The sequence below is a fragment of the Labilibaculum manganireducens genome, assembly GCF_002843385.1.
GTDB lineage: Bacteria > Bacteroidota > Bacteroidia > Bacteroidales > Marinifilaceae > Labilibaculum > Labilibaculum manganireducens.
In genome coordinates this window covers 53841-71906 of sequence record NZ_MVDE01000009.1, presented here as the reverse complement: position 1 = coordinate 71906, position 18066 = coordinate 53841, and the positions used below count along the sequence as shown (strand labels likewise).

Below are 18066 nucleotides of genomic sequence, written 5' to 3'. Positions count from 1 at the left end.
TTGTGGCATTATTGTTTCTGGTCGATTCGGTTTTTCTTTCAATAAGTATCGGTAAAAGCATAAAAAGAGACTATCTCATTTGAGACAGCCTCTTTTTAAACTAGTTTCTCTGTTTACTTTTTAAATTTAAGAAATCATTTATGTCATTAGGCTCCTTCCTGAATCAACGAATGTCTAAATGCCTGCTCAACACAATCTTTGTGAGAAAAATAGAAATTACTTTTTAACCAGGTAAACAATTCTACTTGTTCCTTTTCGGTTAACCATTCGAATGATTTCAGAAGTTCTTTTCGAAACAAATGTTTCTGATCTGAAACCGATTGTAAAACAAATTTCTGATGTTCTAACATAGCGGTACTATTTTTGATTTCAGTAACTTTCTTCAAGTTAAGTTCCATTAGGGAAGCAAACTAGTTCTTCCTTTTCTTGTCTTTAGGTAATAGAAATACTTCTTGAAGGTTTAGGTTTTGCTTCTTCCTTTTTGGGCAGACGAATGGTAAGAATTCCATCGTTGTATTTGGCAGAAATTTTATCGCCGTTTACCAAATTGATAGGTAATTGAAATGATCTGTGAAACGACTGATAACAAAACTCCCTTCGTGAGAATTTTCCATCTTTGTTTTCCTTTTCTTCTTTTAGTTCCGAAGAAATAGTAAGCAGATTGTTGTCCACATTAATTTTGAAATCACTCTTTTTCATTCCTGGAGCAGCTACTTCAATAATGTATTCATTATCGTTTTCGCGAACATTTACTGCAGGTAATGTGGTGTTGGTGTTCGAAAAGTTCGAATTGTTCCAATCCATCCAGTCTCTTGAGAAGAAGTTGTCGAACAAAGATGGAAAGAGATTGTCTGAATTTCTTTTTACTAGTGTCATGATAAATCCTCCTAATTTTACAGTTCTTAATTCAAAAATAAATAAGTACGTACTTGCAAAAGTATTCGAATCGTGATTCATTATAATCCAATCAAAACAGATGCCAAGATAGAAAAGATTAGGAGTGTAATTCTTTTGTAAATGTAATAAAACCAAGTGTTTGAGGCAAAAACTTTTTGATGGTACAGGCAGTCTTTTTGCTTGACATTTTGGCGCTCAGGATTCGAAATGAATGTCATTTTGACGTTTCAGATTCGAAATAAATGTCATCCTGACTTAAGAGAGGCAAGCACTGTTGCATCTCCATGCAAAAGCCGCCGAACATAAGCATTATTAATTTTTAGGAGTCCTTAAATATTTGAAATCAGCTTGTTGTTGATGCGTTTTTTTGACCAATTTATTTTTTTGTTTTGCCAACGAATAAGATTTACTTTTACAAGGCTGTTGAGAATGGCTGCAGACAGTGTTTTAGCCGTCATCAGGAAAGAAAAATATTGTAAAATTAAATACAAAGGAGATTGATATGAGTAAGTTGAAAATGATTTTACTTATGGGATTTGTGTGCTTGTACAGCATTAAATTGCAGGCACAATACATCATCGAACAGATAGAATATGAGATTCCCATTAACTACGAATTGCTTCCGGAGGATATGGAGTTTGATGATATTGCCGATGAGGCCCGGTTTTTTCTTCAGCTTTCCGAAAGTAAATTGAGAGATGCGGCTCAAAAAGAGTACGGGGATATCGAGATTATTAAATCAACAATTTATATCGACGGCGATAACTTTGCGGTGGAATCTTCCTCACAGGAGGACGGAAAAACCACCGTGATTCTAAATCATAACAAAGGCCTAATTTACTACGTTTTATGGTCGCAGAAGAAGATTTACGAGATGTCGGCTGAGGATATGGCAGAAATTCAGAAAGGTGTTGGTGATGCCATGCAAAAAATGATGGCAGACTTGCCGCCCGAAATGAAGGACCAGCCGCAAACCGCAAAACAAATTACAGCAACCGGACGCGGGATGGTTAAATACGGACAGCGATGCAGCGAATATTTATTGGAAGATGAGCAGGAGATGATGGTAATTTGGGCCTCGGACGATAATATGGGTTTGGCCAAAAAAGCAAAAAGCATGTCGGAGAAACTGGCTGAAATTTTTCCTTCGATGGATGAGGACGAGCAGGACGAATGGGATTTAGTGGCAGGGAAAATACCCGTTGAAGTAAGAACCTTTCGCCTCGATGCAATGGATGATGCTCAAATGGGGATTCAGGCAATTACCCGGATTATGAAAACAACTCCGCCTGCCGAAAAATTTATTTTGCCTGCCGAGGCTGTCGGCTTCGAGAGAGGTTCTTTTAAAGACATGATGACCCAAATGCAGAAAATGATGCAGGGAATGGAAGAAGAGTAATCTCGAAGATTAATTTTTTAGCATTAAATAACTACTCGTTAAAGTAAGCAATTTTTCTTTTTTTATCGGTTTTGAAATAAAATCGTTGCAGCCTGCGGCTATCGCTTCTTCTTTCTCCTGAGATGTTGTGTATGCTGTCTGTGCAATAATGGGTAGGTTGTACTTCAATTGTCTTATTTTTTTGGTGGCATCGATACCGTTCATTACCGGCATTTTAATGTCCATAAGAATTAAGTCAATCTGATTATTGGTTTTACAAATATCTAAGGCTTCTTTTCCATTTTTTGCGCGAAGGATTGTTAATTTGTCATCAAACTCGGAAAGAAGAATTTCTAAAAACAGGAAATTAACGTCTTCGTCTTCGGCAACCAAAATGGTAAAGTTTCTTGTTTTGTCTGAGTTGGGAACAGGACTGCTTGGTGTATGACTTATGGTTTGTTTTATTGACTTATAAGGCAGACTCACATAAAATGTTGTCCCTTTCCCTTTTTCCGATTCCAAAGTGATTTTTCCACCCAAAAGTTCTGCGTTTTCTTTGGCTATTGATAAACCCAGCCCTAAACCTCCAACATTCTGAGAGACTTCTTTATCTTCCTGCGAAAATCGTTCAAAAACAAGCTCTTGTTTTTCGGGATGTATTCCAATGCCTGTATCTTTCAAATAGATTACGATCTTATCATCCTGCAAAGTATATCCCAGTTCTATGAATCCGTCTTGCGTAAATTTTAATGCATTCTCCAATAAATTACTAACGATCCGGTTCAGTTTATAGGGATCGGTGAGCAGGGTGCTTTTGCTGTTGGGAAGTCCCATCTTTAGAGATAGCGGCGTCTGGTTTTTTTTTGCCTTTCTTTCGAATATTGTGAATAATTCCGATAAGAATTCATTTAGGCACAATGCCTCTATTTGAGGTTTTACTTGTTTTGTTCCAAGTGCAGAAATTTCAAGAATATCATCGATAATGTGAAGTAACTGATTTCCGCTGCTTTGAATGATTTGGATGTAGTATTGTCTTTTCGCATTTGTAATATTCTGTTCATTTAATAAATCTGAAAATCCGAGAATCCCATTCATCGGTGTTCGGATTTCATGCGACATATTATTAATGAATTCAGTTTTTAGCCGGTCACTTTCTTCAGCCTTTTCTTTTGCTGTTTTAAGTTCGTATTCGGTTTTTTTCTGATCTGTAATGTCTCTAAATTCTACAACCCGAACATTTTTTTCCCCATATGGAATTTGGCGGGCTTCTAATCTTATCGGGTATTCATCTCCATTTTTCCGCAAGCCAATACTATAATACGGGGTTTCGTATTCGCTTAAGATATTTTCCATAACAAGCTCACGTTCCTGCTCAGCGATCAGCAGCAATCCATTCATTCCAATTAGCTCTTCAGTAGAGTAGCCGGTTATGGCAGCAAGTCCCTGATTGCAGTCTAAAATTATTCCTTTATCGTGTATGGTTATTCCTCCAAAGGAAGCATTGTGCAGTGTTTTAAAACGTTTTTCACTTTTTTCTGCTGTTTCTATAGCTGATAACAATTCTTCATTTTGGGTTTGATATTCTTCGTTAAGAACCAGATATTCTTCATTTTGTTCCTGAAGAAGAGTCTCTGCAATTTTCTTATCGGTAATATCTTCAACACTCGACCATATAAGCTCCTGATCACCTTTCTTAATCATTTTCCCATGCAATCGAATGGGAATTAATTTTCCCGACTTGTGAATGTATTCTTTTTCGTAAGGACCATAAGCTCCGGTATTAGCTAGCGAAGCTAATTGCAGTTCTTCCTGCCTGGTATATTTCTCAGGAGTAATATCCCAATACGTTAATTTTAGCGTTTCTTCTATAGAGCGGCCAATGATATTTGCATATGCGGCATTAACCTCTACCAATTCGCCGGTAAGTTTGGTTAGCACCAAACCAATTGGAGACTCGCTGAAAAGCATTTGAGTGAATTTTTCACTTTGGATAGACTGCTCTTTCGCACGTGTAGTTTCCTCGTGTTTTTGGTGTAATTTTTTTGATTGATCCGCTATTATTTCTTGATTTTTTTGTTTTGAAGCAATTTCTGCCGACAGCCATTTTTTGATCAGAATAGTTAAAATTACAATGGCTGCAATAAGGTTTATCATTTTTGGAATAAATACAACCTTAGCCTGGGCTAAATAGTGGAATATTTCAATTGGAATTATTTCGGAAAGCGAAGTATACCAGGCGCCAAAATAGATGCTTTCGAAAAGAGTGCGGAAAGCATCAATCGATAAAACAATAAGAAGTAATTTCAATAATTTGTCTGACTTACCAAGTAACCTTATTTTTCTGACATAAAATATAAGGATGTAAGACCAGATTAGTACCAATAGCCAATAGGTAATTGGTGTCGCAAATTTAAAAAAATTGTCCATATTATTGGTTTGGTGTTAATACAGCTGTTGATTATTCTACCTAAGATATTCATTTTTTTTAATATGCTGCTGATGATGTTATTGAAAAAGAGTTGCTGTTTGTTGTTGTTTATGTTTTGTTGTGGCTGATGCGGGGGAGAAGCGTGTTTTTGTATCGGTTTAATATAATTCCGATATTTTTTATTTACCTGCTATTTTTTTTAGTTCGTATTTTAATTCTTGTTTGTATTGTTACCAATTTCTTATTTTTTGGAGTTTGAAACTAAATACTTATTTCTAATTTTCAGTGGATTGGATCAATTTCGGAATATGTAATCATTTCATGAAAAATAAAAATTATCACTATGCCGGACGAAGGCAGACAGATTTTTTTTAAAGAGTTTGTAACCCGCTTTATTAATGAGTTATAATACATGTTTTTTTACCGTTTGCAATTAAAAAGTCTAAAATACTTTTATTATATTTATGAGCGTTTTATGACTGATGAAAATGAGGTGGTAAGTAAAATATATGTCAACTCATTTATCTCATGCATGGAGTCTCATTATTTAATTGAAAACCAATATCTAATTAAATATTTTTCGTATGAAAAAAAATACAATTTATTCAATTTTGCTTTTTTCCTTAATCAGCTTCAGTGCGATTGGGCAAAATACAATGACGGTTCATACCGATCTTGCAAAAACAAAAATTAACAAAGAAATCTACGGGCATTTTGCTGAACATTTGGGGCATTGCATTTATGGTGGGATTTATGTTGGTGAAGATTCTCAAATTCCGAATGTAAAAGGATTTCGGGAAGATGTAGTTGGCGCGCTTCTGGATATGAAAATTCCTTTATTACGTTGGCCCGGTGGTTGTTTTGCTGATACATATCATTGGAAAGACGGTATCGGACCCAGACAGCAAAGACCTTCTATGGTGAATATTCATTGGGGAGGAGTTACTGAGGATAATAGTTTCGGAACTCATGAATTTCTTGATTTTTGTAAATTGATTAAAGCGGAACCATATATTAATTTGAATGTTGGATCGGGAACGGTTCAGGAGGCTTCGGAGTGGGTTGAATATGTTACTTCGAAAAACATTAGTCCGATGACTGATCTACGAAAGAAAAACGGACAAGAGGAGCCTTGGAATGTTAAGTTTTGGGGAATAGGCAACGAAAATTGGGGTTGCGGTGGTAATATGACTCCGGAATACTATGCTGATTTGTACAATCGATTTGCTTCGTATTGTGGTGGTAATTTGTATCGTATTGCTGGCGGACCTAATGTTGATGATTACAATTGGATGGATGTATTGATGAAGAAAACAACCCGCCACCGCCATTTGGTTCAAGGTGTTTCGCTTCATAGTTATACATTTACAACAAGTTGGGAAGATAAAGGATCAGCTACTGATTTTGACGAAAGCGGTTGGTTTGCTGATTTGAAAAACACTTTGAAGATGGAAACTCTGATTCAGGAACATTCAAAAATCATGGACAAATATGATCCTGAGAAAAAAATTGGATTGATTGTAGATGAGTGGGGAAACTGGTTTAATGTTGAACCTGGTACAAATCCAGGATTCCTTTATCAGCAAAACACGCTTCGTGATGCATTGGTTGCCGGGATTAACCTGAATCTTTTTAATAATCATGCCGATCGTGTTGCGATGGCTAATATTGCGCAGGCTGTTAATGTGCTGCAATCGGTTATTTTAACCAAAGAGGATGAAATGGTGTTAACACCTACTTATTATGTGTTTAAAATGTACAGTGTGCATCAGGATGCTACTTTGATTCCTACAGATTTGAAATGTGAAAATTATGAGTTTAACGGGAAGTCAATTCCTGCAGTAAATGCTTCGGCTTCGACTAAAGATGGTGTTGTGTCTGTTACTTTTTGTAATTTAAATCCAAACAAGAAGGAAAGTATCGATCTTACACTGGCCGGACAAGAATTTAAAAGTGCATCAGGACAGATTATTACCAGCAAAAATATGAATGATTGTAATGATTTTGGCAAAGATGAAATAGTGAAGATTAATTCGTTCGAGGTAAAAAAACCAAAAAATGGAAAACTTAGCATTGATTTGCCTGCTAAATCAGTTGTTTTGATACAATTAAAATAGAATTAGTTCAATATACCAAAAGGGTGCTGTCACAATTGTGACAGCACCCTTTTTTGTTGAATCGCTGTTTCAGTGTATAAAAACGTGTGTCAGAAAGATTAGGTAATTGTGATTCTGAACGAAGCTGAGGAAATAATTTTTCACAGCTATTTATACTCTATGGTTCGTCGCCATTTAAAATAATCATTTAATACCTGCAGCGGTTTTTCACTGGGAACATTACCAACAAAAGGTTTTGATCCAGATAAATACATCACATTCGGATGCTCGTTACTGAATGTTGGCCATTCAGGGACACCTTTTCCATTAGGGTTTCCATATTTAGTAAAGTTAGTCCAATAAGTACCCATAACTTCGGATAATTTAAAGTCTGATGGGGTTGTATTTGGATTTAAAGAATCGAGATTCATAAAGGCGTAACGAACATCTTGTCCGTGAGGGGAACCATAACCATACTGGGGGGAACCTTTTGGATAATTGGGGTGCTGATCGAAATAATAGTAATACACATTCGATTTTCCGGTTTGCGATTGCAAACGTGCCCAACTCCATGTATGCCACCCAAATGCGGCATCACGCGAAATGTCTCTTGCCGATTTTGGAACGGTATGTTCTCCTACCGGATAAACCTGCAGTAAAGTATCGGCAAATTGTCCAAATCTGTTTTTTACACTGGCTATATATTCTTCAGGTGTTCTTCCCGGAGAAAAGCTGGCACCTTCGTCCGAGTTGTAACCAATAAGCACAGGCACATCGTTGTATTTGTACGCTTCGTATAGTTTGTATTGGTCATCGGGAATTACATACCCATCTATAATGGGCCAACTGCCCGGCAAAGTCCAGGTTTTTGGAATAAATTTTTCAGCAGGTAGCTTGCGCAGGTCTGAAATTGAGGAAGCTTCCATATTTTTCATATATTCAACACCTTCCGATTCAGCCAATTGAAGTGATTTCATGTTTTCTCCCGGTTGAGTCGTTGATCGTTTTGGACCAAAGGAACCGCCACTCTGCGAAATGGCTCCTTTAAAAAGCCCTTTGGCCAATGGAGAAGCACACAACATACTCACCGAAATAGCACCGGCTGATTCGCCAAATATGGTTACCTTTTGAGGATCGCCGCCAAAATTGGCTATATTCTTCTGTATCCATTTCAAACCGGCAATCTGATCGAATAAACCATAATTCCCCGATACATGATTAGGGCTCTCTGCACTTAATTCAGGATGAGCCAAGAAACCTAATTGGCCAACACGGTAGGCGATGCTAACGACAATCACACCTTTTTTTGCCAGATTTTCACCATTACAAGCAGGATCATTGGTGGTGCCAAAACTAAATCCGCCGCCATAAATCCAAACCAATACCGGTAGTTTTTCATCGGATGACATTGCGGGTGTCCAAACATTTAAGTACAAACAATCTTCACTTATCCCTGAACTTGGGGTGACTCCCTGCATCGGGGCAGGTGCATACTCTGTTGTTTGTTTAATTCCTTTCCACTTTTCTGCAGGTTGAGGGGATTTCCAACGTAATTCGCCAACAGGAGGTGTAGCAAAAGGGATTCCTTTAAAAACTCTTAGTCCGTTTTCCATTGTACCTTGAACAATACCTTGTTCAACTTTTACCTGTTCCGGAGGAAGTGTGGAACAGGCACCTGTAATAAACAGGAGCAGTAAAGCAGTAAAATAATTGAAGTTTTTCATTTTTATAATTTAATGATTTAGAAAATTCCGCATTCTATTTTAAAGTTGGTTTCTTAAAGTATTCAATGTCTGTATTTGTGGAAATGCTGCATTTGCTGGTGCAATGATCGCACTCCAAATTCAATTTTTTAATTAAAAAGATTGAATTTGCTTCTCTGTTATAGAAATATTGATGCCCGTTTTTAATTCTTTCCATGCCAAATTGCTGCATGTAAAATAAAGAACGGTGTTCAGGATTAGTTGCAAAAATACACATAAAAAAAAGAGATGAGAATTAGAATTAATTCTCATCTCTAACTACAAACTTTGAACAAATGTATTTACTTAACTATCGAGCCTTTTATCATGGTAAAAGAATGTGCCGGAAAATCGTAAGTGATTTTATCTGTTTTCTTCACTTTTAAAGAAGACTTTTTCTTTGTCTCGACACTTGTTTTCCCGAAGTCATTTTCAGATTTAATGTCAGAACCATTTATTTCGTACACCTCAAATTCGCCGTCAAAAATTCCTTCCTGACAAAGTAAGTCTGTTGTAATTGCCTTGTCTTTATTACGGTTCATTACGCAAACAATTACTTCGCCGTTATTATAGGTAGCCGAAACATCCAAAAATGGAACGTCTTTTTGAATGGTTGTTGATTCGCCCAATCCTATGAAAAATTCGCCGGTATCATACGTCTCACAATCAACATGAACATCCAGAGAGGTTCCTTTTACATTGTTGGCAAATAACTGAATAGGATAGAAGATGGTTTGCTTAAACATTCCTTTTTCGGATGTGAATATAGGCGCAATAACGTTCACAAGTTGTGCCATATTCGCCATTTTCACGATATCTGCATTCCGGATAAATGCATTTAAAAAGCCAGAAATTACCAGTGCATCTTCTAAATTGTAGCGTTCTTCGAGCGCTTTGGTACCTGCCATAGTTTCTTCTCCTCGGGCACGATACCAAATGTTGTATTCATCCCAGGCGATATAAATTGGCGGGCGGTTTCCCCGGTCTGCATTTTCCATTTCGCGGTCAATCAAACCTTTTACAACACGGGTTCGTTCTTCCAGAACTAAAGGAGAGGAAACGAAATTGTAATAATTGTTTTCAACATTGCCAACATACATATGCAAGGCTAAATAATCAATAACATCACGCAATTCGTGAAGTACTTTTTCGTTCCATTCGTTGGGATCTGCATTGGGACGGTAATTTGACGAACCGGCTGCTATCAGCTTAATTTCCGGAGATGTTAGTTTCATCAATTTGGCTGCCTCTCTTGCTTTTTTGCTGTAATCTTCAGCATTTAGATGACCCATCTGCCAAAATCCATCCATTTCATTTCCCAGACTCCAGTATTTAATGTTGTATGGCTCTTCGTGACCATTCTTTTTCCGGAGTTCGGCATAGTAAGGACCGCTTTTAACGTTGCAATACTCTACCCATTCCTGGGCTTCCTTTATTGTTCCTGTTCCCATGTTTACAGAAAAATAAGGTTCTGTTCCCATTCTTTTGGCATAAGCCATAAATTCATCCGTTCCAAAGTGGTTGCTTTCCAAACGCGACCAAGCCAATTCCATTCTGGCAGGACGATCATCTTTTGGACCAATGCCATCTTTCCAATTGTAATTGGATACAAAGTTTCCTCCCGGGTAACGGGTAATCGAGACATTCAGTTCTTTTACAGCATCCAGTACATCCAAACGAATTCCGTTTTCATCGGAAAGAGGAGAATTTTCTTCGTAAATACCTCCGTATACACAACGACCCAAATGCTCTACGAAATTTCCGTAGATATTTTTATCTACCTCACCAATAGTTCGGTCAACATCAATTTTGATGCGTGCATTTTGTGCCGATAATGTTTGCATACCCACCAGAATTGTCAGCGAGCTTAGAACAGCAATTGCATATTTTTTTGATTTTATAATCTTCATATTTACAGCTTTATTTTGTATTGTGTTTTATAATTTAACGGTTGGCCACTGATCTTTATCCCAGGTAATTTCTTTAATTAAGAGTTTTGGAATGCCATTATCAGAAGCATCATAAGCATGGAAAATTAAATAGTCGGTTCCATCAAAACTTACAGTTGCATTGTGTCCAAGTCCGTACCAATCCTTATTTCCTGCTAAAAGAATGGTACCACCTCCTGTGTTCATTGGCTTGTTGTCTCTATCCAGATAGGGGCCATTTACATTCTTTGATCGGCCAATAATCATTTTATAGTTGCTGTTTACGCCTTTACAGCAATAATCAATAGATGCGAAAAGGTAGTAGTACCCGTCTTTTTTAAATATAAAGGGAGCTTCTATGGCATTTCCTCCTGCATCGACAGGATTGTTGTCAATTGCCGGAGGATTGGGTAAACGGGAATCTTCTTTACGAGAGGCTATGGTTGGAATTTCGGTTAAATCATCATCTACCGACATTGCATCATCGGAAAGTTTCACCAATTTGATTCCATCCCAAAAAGAACCAAAACTCAGGTATGCCTGACCTTGTTCATCTACGATTAGATTGGGATCAATAGCATTCCAATTTGTTTTGTTTGGAAAAGATTGGATGATTTTGCCATGATCAACCCATTTAAAATCAGGATCGTTTGCGTTTAGTGTTTTGTTGGTTGCCAAGCCAATACAAGAAGTGTTTTTTCCAAAGGCCGAAATGGAATAGTATAAATAATACTGTCCGTTAAAAAAAGAGATGTCCGGAGCCCAAATATGACCTTTAAAACCATCAACAGCTTCAACAGCCCATTTTGGAGGATTGTCAAATACAGGTTTCTCATCTGTCCAATTTTTCATATCTGTTGAGGACCAAACATTGATTCCCCATCCAGTACAAAACAAGTAGAACGTATCATTCTCGCGGATCATCACAGGATCATGAACGGAAATTTTATTTTGCCCAACAGATATTTGAGTGAACAATAATAAACTTGCAAAAAAGAACAACTTCACAAGCGTTTCACTAATTTTTATAGATGATTTTTGCATTGTAATATAGATTTTGTAACTATTATTTTGTTGTTTTTTTACCCCAAACAGGTCTTCCTCCGGCTGTTAAGCCTGAGTAGGTAAAAGTTGTTGTCCGGGGTGATGCTTCCCAATCCCATCCTTTTTCCAGATTGAGCTGTTGCTCACCAATGGTAAGAATCTTTTTGTCCTGATCGTAAGACCAGGTACCACTTAATGCCCCGGATGCTGTCATGTTGGACGAAAGAATCAGTTGAGATGATTTTTGCTGAACCTTATATTCGTAATTCATTGATATGTTTTCCCACGTACCTGTTAAATCGCTTTCGCTGATGCTTGGTTGTGGCACACCTGCATAACGTTCAGGCATAACAACCGGCCAGCCGTCTTCTGTCCATGCAATTTTTCGAATATTCCCCATCATAATGGCATTGCTGTAGGCATTTCCATTTGTATTGGCAGGCAAGCGGGCTTGCGAGCTGTAGAACCATTCGTTTGTTTCTTCGTTTTTGAAAACAGCACAGTGCGAAATTCCCACCCAGCCTGAATGATTGTTGAACTTGTACGGATGTGTTAACATGGGCCAGCATTCGCCTCCTTCGGTAATATTGGTTCCATTAATACCAAAATAAGGACCTGTGATACTTGTTGATCGGCATACTCTGGTATTGTAGGCAACTGACAGTTCATCGTAAGCCAGGAACAGATAATAGAATCCTGTTTTTTCATTGTAAATAATTTCAGGACCTTCCTGTGCCTGCCAACGATTAAGTTCGCTGTTTTGACGGCGTGCAATAAGAGTTCCGTAGTCTTCAATTGATGCCAGTTTATCGGGTTTTCCTGTTGAAGGATTCACCTGTAATGCGACAATGCCTGAATGCCACGAACCATAAATCAGCCAGTGATTTCCTTCCGGGGTAATAATAAAAGTCGGATCTATTGCATTCCATTTAAAATAGGCATTCCAATCGCCAGTATTTGAACGCGTCCAGTTGTTTTCTCTGTCCGAAACAGAACTAACTACCATTCCTTTATCCACCCAGGTATTACTGCTTAAGTCATCCGATTCCATAAGACCGATAAAAGCATGTTCTGTCCAGGAACCATCAAAGTTTGCAGGAGTATTGGCTTTTCCTGATTCAATGTAATTGTCAATTACAATGCTGTAATACATTCGGTACTTGTTTCCAACTTTCCGAACAACCGGAGCCCAGTGTCCATAAACAGGAGAGTCTATAATATCAAGCCCTGCCTGAATTCTCATACTGTTGAGTGTGTCTTTTACCCATGAAGGAGTTTCGGTCATTGCCATTCCACGAAATTCCCAGTCAACCAAATCCTTTGATCTGCGATAAAGAAAATGTCCGTGCCCCTCGTGTGCATTCCCATAGGAAGCATCTGTTCCGTACATGTAATAATACTCTCCATCATATACTACAGAAGGGTCATGAACATTGGCCAAATTCCAGAAAGTCCGATTGTCCCAACCTGATATGGCTGAATAATCATCAGCATATTCAGGACCGGAAAAATCATCCGCCGGAGGATTTTCTACTACCGGATCCGGTTCTTCGGGATCAATAATATTATCATTACTGGAACAGCCTGCAGTCATTAGAAAAATCACGAACGCTGCTGAAGAAATAAATCTCATCATCTGTTTTTTATAAAATAAGAGTTATTTAGGATTATAATTTCTGTTCTAAATAACTCTATTAATACTACTTTTTTGTCCTTTATTTTAGGGATTGAATTTGATGATTTCATCACCAAAACAGATCTATAGGGTCAGTAATACCAAAGTATTCTTCGTGATCTGATGATTAAATAAGGGGATGTCCACAAAAAGTGGACATCCTCAAAATTAGGTCTGAATTGGCTTAGTAGCCATCATTCTGTACCATTCCCTTGTTTGTATCCATTTCGGATTGAGGGATTGGGAAATATTCACGGCCAGGAGTATAGGTGTTGAATTCAGCATCCCTTGATTTTAGCCAGGCTAATTTAGATGCATCTTCTAACCATCCCCAGCGGCGGATGTCATCAAAACGGTGTCCTTCCAAAGAAAGTTCTAAAAACCGTTCATGGGCAATTTGCTCTCTCATTGCGGTTTGTGTCATGTTTGGTTTAACGGTTGCTAAATCAGGCAGGTTTACACGATCCCTCACCATTTGTATGTACTGATAGGCATCATTGGTGGCTCCGGTCTCGTTTAAACATTCCGCATACATTAACAGCACATCTGCATAACGCATGATGCGTTCGTTAATTCCAGATCTCCAATCATACTCGTTTGCAAAATCGCCATCAGAATTTTCATACTTTCTGCAGTATAAATCATTTAGATTGGATTCGTTAGCTGCATAAAATGTTGCGAAATCCTGACCGTATAATGACATTCCAACACCGTCGTATGCATTTTTATTGTAGAATATTGTTGCGTCTAACCGCGGATCTACTTCTCCATCAACTGTTAATTCTTCTCTGTATTCATTAAACAATGCCCAGGTAGGTTGTAAATCTGCATATCCAAAGCCCGCAGCACCATATGTAATTGCTCTTCCTGAGGTTCTTCCCCAACCAGGTGCAGGCGTTCCTCCCCAGCTTAGATCTACGCCACCAGCTTCTCTGCTAAATTGTACTTCAAATACAGATTCTGAATTGTTTTCGTTTGTTACGGTGAAATTATCACGGTAATCAGCAACTAAAGAGTACACTTTCAAATCGAGAACTTTCTTAAATGTCACTTTTGCAGATTCGAAGTCTTTTGTAAACAATTGTGCTTTTCCTATATAGGCCAAAGCTGCACCTTTTGTTGCTCTTCCTATTTGCCCTGCGTCCAGTCCGGATACATCATCGTAGGAAACAGGCAATAAACCGACAGCCATTTCTAAATCAGAAATTACCTGAGCCCAGCCTTCTTCATTTGTTTTTTGTTGGTGATATAATTCACTGTTGGATAATGGCAACGGAACATTTTTAAACATGTTTACCATGTGGAAAAAATACAAGCCTCTTAGAAAATAAGCCTGCCCCAGAACACGGTCTTTCAAATTGCTATCTTCCATTTCAATGGACGGCACATTATCCAATACCTGATTTGCGCGGTAAATTCCCTGATAAAAATCACGATACGCCCAACTGTAAATATCTGGATTTGCAATACTCGAGTTGAATTTGCCGATAACGGACATTGCGGTCCAAGGGCTGTTACTTCTGGTTGCATCATCCTTTAAATCCAGCATCATAGGAGTGCTTCTCATGTAACTGCCGTCTATTAGCATACTGCCATACACTGAATTAATTCCTTTAAGCGCATCGTTATCTGTCTTCCAAAATGCTTCTTCCGTATCAACATTTGGATCTATCTGTACTAAATCGTCCTCACTAACACAACTTGAAACCAAACTGGTCAGCGCAAACAAAATAGCTATACTGTAAATATTTTTATATTTCATTTTATTTCTGTTTTATTTAAGCATTTTAAAAGTCAATCTCTACACCTAAAATAAAAGTTCTTGGATTTGGAAAAGACCCGTAATCGAAACCTCTGGAGAATAATCCATCACTCATAAAGTCAGGATCATAGCCTTTGTATTTACTAATGGTCAACAAATTTTGTCCTGAAACATAAACTTTTGCATGTTCCACTATATTATTTGCTTTTAATGGAATATTATAGGCCAGCTGGGCATTTTGTAGTTTGATATAGTTTCCGCTCTGGATAAATCGGTCAGATGCTCTTGCATTTTGATTGGTTTCCAATTGATCAGGACGTGGAATGTTTGTATCTGTATTGGTTGGAGTCCAGTAATTCAACATGTCTGTATGATGATTTACAAGCCCGCCAATCATCAAACTATTGTAAGTTCCATTGTAGATTTTATTACCTGCACTACCTTGCCAGAACATTGAGAATTCCCAGTTTTTGTAAGATCCGTTTAAGTTTAAACCATAGCTAATTTTAGGAATTGAAACGCCTTGGTAAGTTCTGTCTTCATCGGTAATTAAACCATCTTTATTTACATCTTTAAACTTAACATCACCTGCAACAGCTCCCGGCTGAGTTGCATGAGAATCAACATCTGCCTGACTCTGAAAAAGATCTTCTGTTTCGTACACATAAAGTTCACCAATAGACCGTCCTACTTCGGTTCTTGAGTTCGTCCCATTAATTGGAGTATCATCTGTTCCTATTTTTAATACTCTGTTTTTTAGTGTTCCAACATTTGCCGAAATATTGTACTTAAACTCTTTTGAGGAGTTGTTATAACTCAATAAGAATTCAAAGCCTGTGTTTTTTACTGCCGCTGCATTTGTCATAACTGATGATGACCAGTCGTTGCTAATTGTTCCGGTAGAAAGAGGTAGTGGAACTCTGGCTAACAGATCTGTCGATTTTTTCTCGTAATATTCAGCCGTAAACTGTAGTTTGTTATCAAACATTCCTAATTCTACTGCCGCATTTACAGTTTCAGTATCTTCCCATTTAAGATTAGGATCCGTTGCATCAACAACAATTGTACCTGGTGCTAATGTATTTCCAAAAAGATAGCTTGCAAAACTATTGGTTGTAGGAGTGTAGGCATATACTCCTGCAGTATTGTTTCCTAAAGTACCATAACCTCCTCTTAACTTCGCAGTATTCATCCACTGTGGAAGAGTGATAAAACTTTCGTTGTGCAATTTCCAGGCTCCGGAAACAGAGAAGTAATCTCCTGTATTATTTTGCTTGGCAAAAAGAGATGTTTTGTCTTGTCTGTAATTTGCTGTTAAAAAGTATTTGTTATCAAAATTGTAATTAATTCTGCTTAAATAGGATATGCCGGTTATTGTACTTTCGTATTCACCTGTAGAGGTGTCGTCAGCATATTCCAGATGACTGATTTCATTGTCTTCAAATCCAACTCCTCTTGACCAGTGATTGTAATAATTTGTTTTTTCCTGAACCCATCCTACAAGTGCATCCAACTTATGTTTGTTTATTTCAATGTTGTAAGTAAGCAGGTTGTCCAGCGAAGTAAAGGTTTTACGGCTATCGTTAATGTCAAGCGAAGATTCCGAATTTGTAGTAATATAATACCATCCTAAATCACTTGGTGGAACAAAATATCTTGTGTGAGTATCCAGTTGATCAGCACTGGCACTAATTTTATATTTTAAGCCTTTTACAATTTCAATCTCACCCCAGATATTACCAATAAATCTGTTTCTTTCAGCTTGATTATCAATCAGGTTGTTGAATCCAATCACATTTAAAGTGATTGCCTTTTGAGTCAGGTTATCAGTACCTCCGTAACCACCTAGTCTGTTTTCGTCATAAACAGGCATTGTTGGGATTGATTGAAGCAGGTTTATTACCGATGAGGTACCTACATTGTATTCGTTAAAACTTTCTTTATCTGATTTTGTATAACCCAGTTTAGCACCATATTTAAATTTGCCTTTTTTTCCATTCAAATTTAAGCTGGTTGAGATTCGTTCATAATCCTGAGGAGTATCTATATAACTTGAGTTTTTGTAATAATCTGTATTAAAATTGTAACCGAAATTTTCAGAACCTCCATTAAATGATATTGTATGATTTTGGATGATACCTGTTTTGAAAGCTGCATCCTGCCAGTCGGTATTTACGTTGTCAATATAATACTCGCTGGTAGGATCGTTGCCTGGAAGTATCGCTTGTCCTGAATTCAAGTATGCAGCATTGGTAATTTTTTGATATCCTTCTCTGTCGGTAAGTGAAATTTTCCTGGCAACATTCTGTATGCCAAAAAGAGATTTGAGTTTTACTTTTAAATCTCCATTTTGAACTCCTTTTTTTGTGGTGATGATTACAACACCATTTGCACCTCTCACACCATAAATGGCAGCGGAAGAAGCATCTTTTAGTACTTGCATTGATTCGATATCGCCGGGAGCGAAATCATTAGGATTGTCAACAATCATTCCATCGATTACAAATAATGGGTTGTTATTATTAAAAGAAGTAATGCCTCGGATTTTAATATTCACCGATCCTCCTGGCTCACCCGAAGATTGAACGGTAACTCCGGGAGCTTGCCCCTGCAGCATTTTGGCTACATCATAAGTCACTGTTTTTTTAGCATCATCGGTATCAATAACACTAACAGCACCTGTTAAATCCGATTTTTTTTGTGTGCCATATCCAATAACAACAACTTCATCAAGCTTTGATACATCTTCTTGTAAGGTAACATTGATTGATGTTTGATTATTTATTGGAATTTCCTGTGATAAATATCCTACAAAGGAATAAATCAAACTTGCATTTGGATCTTGAATGGTTAGGGAATAGTTTCCGTTAATATCCGTTATTGTTCCATTTGTTGTTCCTTTTTGAACAACATTAACTCCTGGGAGTGTTGTATTGCCGGTAGTTTCAAAAACAACACCTTTAACGGTAATTTGAGCTTGACTTACTCCTGAAAGAATCAGGAAGCAGAACAAAAATCCGCCTAAAAATATTTTTTTCATAGAATAGAAATTAAATGTTACTTATCGTTTATAACGTTTGCAATGTAAGTCGATAGCTCTTCAAAGAGGTGGACAA

At 37.5% G+C, this 18066-nt stretch carries 11 protein-coding genes; 2 read left to right on the top strand and 9 right to left on the bottom strand.

All coding sequences use genetic code 11. From position 1 onward, the window contains the following. Positions 1-146: 146 nt before the first annotated feature. Positions 147-350 (bottom strand): hypothetical protein, encoded by a 204-nt coding sequence (locus BZG01_RS07860; RefSeq protein ID WP_143470858.1) that lies wholly within the window; start codon positions 348-350, stop codon positions 147-149. 82 nt (positions 351-432) lie between these two features. Then, positions 433-957 (bottom strand): Hsp20/alpha crystallin family protein, encoded by a 525-nt coding sequence (locus tag BZG01_RS07855; RefSeq protein ID WP_281256421.1) that lies wholly within the window; start codon positions 955-957, stop codon positions 433-435. 442 nt (positions 958-1399) lie between these two features. Here BZG01_RS07855 and BZG01_RS07850 point away from each other — a divergent pair, with 442 nt between their 5' ends. Further along, complete coding sequence (locus tag BZG01_RS07850) at positions 1400-2296, top strand: hypothetical protein (protein ID WP_101309279.1); 897 nt, start codon at positions 1400-1402, stop codon at positions 2294-2296. 9 nt (positions 2297-2305) lie between these two features. On the opposite strand, the gene BZG01_RS07845 is transcribed toward BZG01_RS07850, so the two are convergent. Then, positions 2306-4702 carry a PAS domain-containing hybrid sensor histidine kinase/response regulator gene (locus tag BZG01_RS07845; RefSeq protein ID WP_101309278.1) on the bottom strand — a complete coding sequence of 799 codons (2397 nt, stop codon included), beginning with the start codon at positions 4700-4702 and terminating at the stop codon, positions 2306-2308. 585 nt (positions 4703-5287) lie between these two features. Between BZG01_RS07845 and BZG01_RS07840 the strand changes: the two genes are divergently transcribed. Next, a complete protein-coding gene (locus tag BZG01_RS07840) occupies positions 5288-6820 on the top strand; it encodes an alpha-N-arabinofuranosidase (RefSeq protein ID WP_101309277.1) in 1533 nt (510 codons plus the stop codon). 146 nt (positions 6821-6966) lie between these two features. Here BZG01_RS07840 and BZG01_RS07835 read toward each other — a convergent pair whose 3' ends face one another. The 6 genes from BZG01_RS07835 to BZG01_RS07805 form a co-directional block, all read right to left on the bottom strand. Next, a complete protein-coding gene (locus tag BZG01_RS07835) occupies positions 6967-8523 on the bottom strand; it encodes a carboxylesterase/lipase family protein (protein WP_101309276.1) in 1557 nt (518 codons plus the stop codon). Positions 8524-8843: 320 nt separating this feature from the next. Next, the gene (locus tag BZG01_RS07825) at positions 8844-10451 is read right to left on the bottom strand and encodes an alpha-N-arabinofuranosidase (protein ID WP_180327255.1); all 1608 of its coding nucleotides are present in this window, start codon (positions 10449-10451) and stop codon (positions 8844-8846) included. Positions 10452-10478: 27 nt separating this feature from the next. Continuing rightward, the gene (locus tag BZG01_RS07820; protein WP_101309274.1) at positions 10479-11513 is read right to left on the bottom strand and encodes an arabinan endo-1,5-alpha-L-arabinosidase; all 1035 of its coding nucleotides are present in this window, start codon (positions 11511-11513) and stop codon (positions 10479-10481) included. A 22-nt stretch (positions 11514-11535) separates the two neighbouring features. Further along, positions 11536-13146, bottom strand: coding sequence for an arabinan endo-1,5-alpha-L-arabinosidase (locus BZG01_RS07815; RefSeq protein WP_245870315.1), 1611 nt, complete (start codon positions 13144-13146; stop codon positions 11536-11538). 226 nt (positions 13147-13372) lie between these two features. Further along, positions 13373-14950 (bottom strand): RagB/SusD family nutrient uptake outer membrane protein, encoded by a 1578-nt coding sequence (locus tag BZG01_RS07810; RefSeq protein WP_101309272.1) that lies wholly within the window; start codon positions 14948-14950, stop codon positions 13373-13375. A gap of 25 nt (positions 14951-14975) precedes the next feature. Then, entirely contained in the window at positions 14976-17990 is a 3015-nt protein-coding gene (locus tag BZG01_RS07805) for a SusC/RagA family TonB-linked outer membrane protein (protein WP_101309271.1), read from the bottom strand. Positions 17991-18066 lie beyond the last annotated feature (76 nt).

Bases quoted from the DNA above. Each gene is read 5' to 3' on its own strand.
- BZG01_RS07860 (WP_143470858.1), bottom strand. From the start codon at position 350: ATGTTAGAACATCAGAAATTTGTTTTACAATCGGTTTCAGATCAGAAA.
- BZG01_RS07855 (WP_281256421.1), bottom strand. From the start codon at position 957: ATGAATCACGATTCGAATACTTTTGCAAGTACGTACTTATTTATTTTT.
- BZG01_RS07850 (WP_101309279.1), top strand. From the start codon at position 1,400: ATGAGTAAGTTGAAAATGATTTTACTTATGGGATTTGTGTGCTTGTAC.
- BZG01_RS07845 (WP_101309278.1), bottom strand. From the start codon at position 4,702: ATGGACAATTTTTTTAAATTTGCGACACCAATTACCTATTGGCTATTG.
- BZG01_RS07840 (WP_101309277.1), top strand. From the start codon at position 5,288: ATGAAAAAAAATACAATTTATTCAATTTTGCTTTTTTCCTTAATCAGC.
- BZG01_RS07835 (WP_101309276.1), bottom strand. From the start codon at position 8,523: ATGAAAAACTTCAATTATTTTACTGCTTTACTGCTCCTGTTTATTACA.
- BZG01_RS07825 (WP_180327255.1), bottom strand. From the start codon at position 10,451: ATGAAGATTATAAAATCAAAAAAATATGCAATTGCTGTTCTAAGCTCG.
- BZG01_RS07820 (WP_101309274.1), bottom strand. From the start codon at position 11,513: ATGCAAAAATCATCTATAAAAATTAGTGAAACGCTTGTGAAGTTGTTC.
- BZG01_RS07815 (WP_245870315.1), bottom strand. From the start codon at position 13,146: ATGAGATTTATTTCTTCAGCAGCGTTCGTGATTTTTCTAATGACTGCA.
- BZG01_RS07810 (WP_101309272.1), bottom strand. From the start codon at position 14,950: ATGAAATATAAAAATATTTACAGTATAGCTATTTTGTTTGCGCTGACC.
- BZG01_RS07805 (WP_101309271.1), bottom strand. From the start codon at position 17,990: ATGAAAAAAATATTTTTAGGCGGATTTTTGTTCTGCTTCCTGATTCTT.